At 68.8% G+C, this 6,073-nt stretch carries 4 protein-coding genes; all 4 read left to right on the forward strand.

What is annotated here, in order from left to right; translation table 11 throughout:
* A partial coding sequence (locus tag ABZD10_RS12625; RefSeq protein ID WP_372886960.1) for a uracil-DNA glycosylase family protein occupies positions 1–568 on the forward strand: 568 nt, incomplete at its 5' end.
* The gene (moaB, locus tag ABZD10_RS12630; RefSeq protein WP_372886962.1) at positions 569–1,111 is read left to right on the forward strand and encodes a molybdenum cofactor biosynthesis protein B; all 543 of its coding nucleotides are present in this window, start codon (positions 569–571) and stop codon (positions 1,109–1,111) included.
* A gap of 93 nt (positions 1,112–1,204) precedes the next feature.
* Positions 1,205–2,668 (forward strand): efflux RND transporter periplasmic adaptor subunit, encoded by a 1,464-nt coding sequence (locus tag ABZD10_RS12635; RefSeq protein WP_372886964.1) that lies wholly within the window; start codon positions 1,205–1,207, stop codon positions 2,666–2,668.
* Between the two features lie 6 nt (positions 2,669–2,674).
* Positions 2,675–6,067, forward strand: coding sequence for an efflux RND transporter permease subunit (locus tag ABZD10_RS12640; RefSeq protein ID WP_372886966.1), 3,393 nt, complete (start codon positions 2,675–2,677; stop codon positions 6,065–6,067).
* Positions 6,068–6,073: the final 6 nt, after the last annotated feature.

Genomic DNA, 6,073 nt, shown 5'->3' on the forward strand with positions numbered 1-6,073 from the left:
GGCCGGCGACCTTGACGCGCTGCGCGCGGCGCTGGCCGGTTTCGCCGGCTGCGACCTGAAACGCGGCGCCCGCAACCTGGTGTTCGCCGACGGCAACCCGGCGGCGCGGGTGATGGTGATCGGCGAGGCACCGGGGCGCGACGAGGACCGCGAGGGCCGGCCCTTCGTCGGCCGCGCCGGGCAGCTTCTGGACCGCATGTTCGCCGCCATCGGCCTGGCGCGCGATCACGGTTCCTCGGCGCAGGCGCTCTACATCACCAACCTGTCGCCCTGGCGCCCGCCGCAGAACCGCGACCCGGAACCCGAAGAAATTGCCATGCTGCTGCCCTTTCTGCGGCGCCATGTGGAGATCGTCGCCCCCGAGGCGATCGTGCTGATGGGCAATATCTCCTGTCAGGCGATGCTTGGCCGGCGCGGCATCACCCGCCTGCGCGGCATCTGGACCGAGGCGCTGGGCAAGCCGGTGCTGCCGATGTTCCACCCGGCCTACCTGCTGCGCCAGCCCCAGGCCAAGGCCCAGGCCTGGTCCGACCTTCTGAGCCTCAAATCCAAACTGAAAGACATCTGAATGCCCCGTTTCGACGACACCAAAGACTTCCTGCCCGTCCGCATCGCGGTGCTGACCGTCTCGGACAGCCGCGGGCTGGACCAGGACCGTTCCGGCGACACGCTGGTGGGCCGGATCGAAGCCGCCGGCCATCTTCTCGCCGACCGCAAGATCCTGCGCGACGAACGGGTCGAGATCGCCGATCAGCTGCGCGCCTGGTGCGCCGACCCCGAGATCGACGTCATCATTTCCACCGGCGGCACCGGCCTCACCGGCCGCGACGTCACGGTCGAGGCGCACCGCGATGTCTATGAAAAAGAGATCGAGGCCTTCGGCACCGTGTTCACCATCGTTTCGATGAACAAGATCGGCACCTCGGCGGTCCAGAGCCGGGCCACCGGCGGCGTCGCCAACGGCACCTATCTCTTTGCCCTGCCGGGGTCGACCGGGGCCTGCAAGGACGCCTGGGACGAGATCCTGCAATACCAGCTCGACTATCGTCACCTGCCCTGCAATTTCGTCGAGATTTTCCCACGGCTCGACGAACATCTGCGACGGAAGTGACGCGCCGGGCCGTATCGGGCGAATATCCTTGGCAAGCGCCCCGAATGCGCCAAATACTAGGGGGACAGCCCCAGCCGCGGAGAGCGAAGCGTCATGCGATTTCTGAGACAAAGCCTGACCGGCCTGTTCCTGCTTGCGGTCACGGTCGCGCTGCTGCTGGTCGCGGGGCAGATGATCCTCGGCGCCTTTTCCGAACGGCTGGCGCGCGACAGCCGCCCGCCGCAGGGGCGCGAACGGGTCTTCGCCGTCAATGTCGAGATCGCGCACCCGGAGACCATCCGCCCCGAACTGGTGGCTTTCGGCGAGATGCGCAGCCGGCGCAGCCTCGATGTGCGCGCCAAGGCCTCGGGCACGATCGTCTATCTCTCGCCTGATTTCGTCGATGGCGGCATGGTGGCCGAGGGCGACCTGCTGTTGCGGGTCGATCCGGTCCCGGCCGAGTTTTCGCGGCAACGGGCCCGGAACGACCTGTCGGATGCCGAGGCCGAGCAGCGCGACGCCGGCCGCGATCTCGAGCTGGCGCTGGCCGAGCTTGACGCGGCCCAGCAGCAGGCGGCGCTGAGGCAGAAGGCGCTGGACCGGCAGAGCGACCTCTTCGAACGTGGCGTCGGCACCACGGCGGCGGTGGAAACCGCAGAGCTGGCGGTGGCCTCGGCCAACCAGGCGGTGGTGGCGCGGCGCAAGGCGGTCGCGGCGGCTCAGGCCCGTATCGATCAGGCGGTGACCCGACTTGAGCGGGCGCGGATCGCCCTTGCCGAAGCCGAGCGCGCGCTGGCCGAGACCGCGATTCACGCCGGCTTCGGGGGCACCCTGTCCGATGTCTCGGTGGTCAAGGGGCGCCTGGTGTCGCAGAACGAGAAGGTCGCGACCCTGATCGATGCCGGGGCGCTCGAGGTGGTGTTCCGGGTCTCGACGGCGCAATATGCGCGGCTGCTCGACGACCAGGGCCGCCTTCAGGGCGCCGAGGTGATCGTGGCGCTCGACGTCATGGGCGAAGACCTGACCGCGACCGGCGTGGTGACGCGCGAGGCGGCGGTGGTCGAAGAGGGCGAGACCGGGCGCCGGATCTTTGCCCGGCTCGATGCGCCGCGCGGGCTGAAACCCGGCGATTTCGTCACCGTCCGGGTGCGCGAAACGGCGCTTGCCGAGGCGGTGTCGCTGCCGGCCACGGCGCTGGATGCACAGGGCCGGGTGCTGGTGGTCGATGCGGACAACCGGCTTGAGGCGGTGCCGGTGACTCTGCTGCGGCGCCAGGAAGACCGCGTCTTGGTGGCCGGTGATGCGATTGCCGGGCGCAGCGTGGTGACACGGTTGACGCCGCTGCTGGGGCCCGGGGTCAGGGTCAGGCCGCTGATTTCGGGCGCAGCCGGCGCCGATGAGCCCCCCGGCCCCGAGATGGTGGCGCTTGACGACGCCCTGCGGGCGCGTCTGATCGCCGCCGTCGAGGCCAACACCCGCATGCCGGCCGAGAACAAGGCCCGCCTGCTCGATACACTGGCACAGCCCGAGGTGCCGGCGCCGCTGCTCGAGCGGCTCAGATCCCGCGTCGGAGGCTAGAGCGCGATGCGTCGGATCGCTGGCCCGGCCCGGGGCTTCCTGTCCTATTTCACCCGCCACGGCACCGCCGCCAACCTGCTTCTGGTGGTGCTGATCGCCGCCGGCCTGCTGGCGGCACCGCGCATGCGGGCCCAGTTCTTTCCCGATGTGATCCTCGACAACGTCACCGTGACGGTCACCTGGGAAGGGGCCGGGGCGGCCGATGTCGACGCCGGCATCGTGCAGGTGCTGGAGCCGGCCCTGCTCGCGGTCGAGGGGGTCGAGGGCACCTCGTCGCGCTCGATCGAGGGCAATGCTCGCATCACGATGGATTTCGAACCCGACTGGGACATGGCGCGGGCGGCGGATGATGTGCAGGCGGCGGTGGATGCGGTCACCACCCTGCCACGGGACGCCGAAGAGCCCGAGGTGCGGCGCGGGGCGTGGCGCGACCGGGTCACCGACGTGGTCATCACCGGCCCGGCCGACCCGGCCCAGCTGGGGCGCTATACCGATGAATTCCTGACCCGGCTCTTTGCCGCCGGCGTCACCCGCACCACGATCCGCGGGCTGGCGGCGCCGCAAACCGTGATCGAGGTCTCGACCCTTGATCTGATGATGCATGACGTCAGTATCGAAGCCATCGCGCAGGCCATCGCCCAGGAGGTCGACGCCGACCCGGCCGGCGATGTCGATGGGGCCAATGCGCGGGTGCGCACCGGGGTCGAGAAACGCGCCCCCGACCAGATCGTGGGCATTGTGCTGCGCTCCAACGCCGACGGCTCCAAGCTGACCATCGGCGATGTCGCCCGGATCCGGGTCGAGGGGGTGACGCGGGCCCGGTCGTATTTCGTCGGTGAAAACCCGGCGATGTCGATCCGCATCGACCGCAGCGACGGGGGCGACGCGATCGCCATCCAGTCGCGGGTCGAGGAGGTGGCCGCCGAGATGCAGACCACCCTGCCCAAGGGGATCACGGTCGAGCTGATCCGCACCCGCGCCGAGGCCATCACCAGCCGTCTCAACCTGCTGTTGGACAACGGGGTGATGGGTCTGGCGCTGGTGGTGGGGCTGCTGTTCCTGTTCCTCAATGCGCGCACCGCGCTCTGGGTGGCGGCGGGCATCCCGGTGGCGATGCTGGCCACCATCGCGCTGATGTATGCCTTCGGGCTGACCATCAACATGATCTCGCTCTTTGCGCTGATCATCACCCTGGGCATCGTCGTCGATGACGCGATCGTCGTCGGCGAACATGCCGATCACAGGGCCCGCAGCCTGGGCGAGCCGCCGATGCAGGCGGCCGAGAATGCCGCCCGGCGCATGGCGATGCCGGTGTTCTCGGCCACCCTGACCACGGTGATCGCCTTTTTCGGCCTCACCGCCATATCGGGGCGGTTCGGCGAGATGATCGCCGATATTCCCTTCACCGTGATCGCGGTTCTGCTGGCCTCGCTGGTCGAATGCTTCCTGATCCTGCCCAACCACATGGCCCATGCGCTGACCCATGCGGCCCGCGACCATTGGTACGACTGGCCCTCGCGCGTGGTGAACCGGATGTTCCGCTGGTACCGCGAAACCGTGTTCCGCCCGGCGATGGCGCTGGTGGTCTGGGCGCGCTACCCGGTGGTGGCGCTGGCCCTTGTGGTGCTGGCCAGCCAGGTGGCGCTTTTCGTCGGCGGCGATGTCAAATGGCGGTTCTTCAACTCGCCCGAGCGCGGCTCGGTGACCGGCAATTTCTTCATGCTGCCCTCGGCGACGCGGGACGACACCATGATGCAGATGCACGAATTGCAACGTGCCACCGAAGAGCTGGCGGCGGAATATGCCGAGCGCTACGGACGCAACCCCCTTGATTACGTGCTGGCCGAGGTTGGCGGCAATTCGGGCTACGGGCTGGCCGGGTCGGAAACGCTGGACGCCGATCTCAAGGGCGGCATCGCCATCGAGCTGATCGATGCCGACCTGCGCCCCTATTCCAGTTTCGCCTTTGTCGGCGAGTTGCAGGACCGGGTGGCGAAACACCCGCTGGCCGACACGGTAAGTTTCAGGGGCTGGCGCTCGGGGCCGGCGGGGGATGCGCTGGACGTGCAGTTTTTCGGCGCCGATGCGGCGACGCTGAAACAGGCCGCCGAGGCGCTGAAGACCGCGCTGTCGGTCTTTCCCGAAGTGTCGGCGGTCGAGGACACGCTGTCCTATGACAAGGAAGAACTGGTGCTGGAGCTGACCCCGCAGGGGCAGGCGCTGGGTTTCACCATCGACGGTCTGGGCAAGGTGCTGCGCCACCGGCTGAACGGGCTCGAGGCGGCGACCTATCCGGACGGGCCGCGCAGCGCCGCGATCCGGGTGCAACTGCCCGAGGCGGAGCTGAACGCCAATTTCCTCGAAAGCAGCCTGATGCGCAGCTCGGCGGGGAAATACGTGCCGCTGGCCGATCTCGTCACCGTCGAGCGGCGCACCGGGTTTTCCACCGTGCGCCGCGAGAACGGGGTGCGGGTGGTCAGCGTCACCGGCGATATCAGCGAGGACGACCCGGCGCGGGCCGAGGAAATCTCGACCCTGCTGCGCGAGGAGATCCTGCCCGACATCGCCAGCCGCCAGCAGGTCGAATGGCAGCTCGCAGGCCTGGCCGAACAGGAGGACACCTTCCTCAGCGATGCCCGGCTGGGGCTGATCATGTGCCTGACCGGGATCTACATCGTGCTGGCCTGGGTCTTTGCCAGCTGGGTACGGCCGGTGGTGGTGATGGCGATCATCCCCTTCGGTCTGGTCGGCACCATCTTTGGCCATCATTTCCATGATGTGCCGCTGTCGATGTTCACGGTGGTCGGCCTGCTGGGGCTGACCGGCATCATCATCAACGATTCGATCGTGCTGGTGACCACGGTCGACGACTATGCCGAAAGCCGCGGGCTGGTGCCGTCGATCATCGACGGCGCCGCCGACCGGCTGCGGCCGATGATGCTCACCTCGGCGACCACGGTTCTGGGGCTGACGCCGCTGCTGTTCGAACGCTCGCAGCAGGCGCAGTTCCTCAAGCCGACGGTGATCACGCTGGTCTACGGGCTGGGCTTCGGCCTGTTCCTGGTGCTGCTCGTGGTGCCGGCGCTGATTGCCATTCAGGCCGATATCGCCCGGCAGGTGCAGGCCCTGCGCCGGGCGCTGCGCAGCCCCGCGCTGCGGCCCCTGTTGCTGGTGTCGGGGGCGCTGATGGCGGGCTGGCTGGCGCTCACCGTCGGGCATGGGGCGGTTGTCGGCGGTCTGCATCCGCTGCTGGCCGCTGCCCTGCCGGGGGCGGATGCCCCGCCGCGTGACGGGCTGGTGCTGGCGGTGTTCCTGCTCGGGGCGCTGGGGCTGTCGATCCTGGTCTTCGTGCTGGCCGGGCTGCGGCTGACCCTGTGGCGTCGCGCGCAGCGGCGCTGATCAGCC

Source organism: Shimia sp. (assembly GCF_041624275.1).
Classification (GTDB): domain Bacteria; phylum Pseudomonadota; class Alphaproteobacteria; order Rhodobacterales; family Rhodobacteraceae; genus Shimia.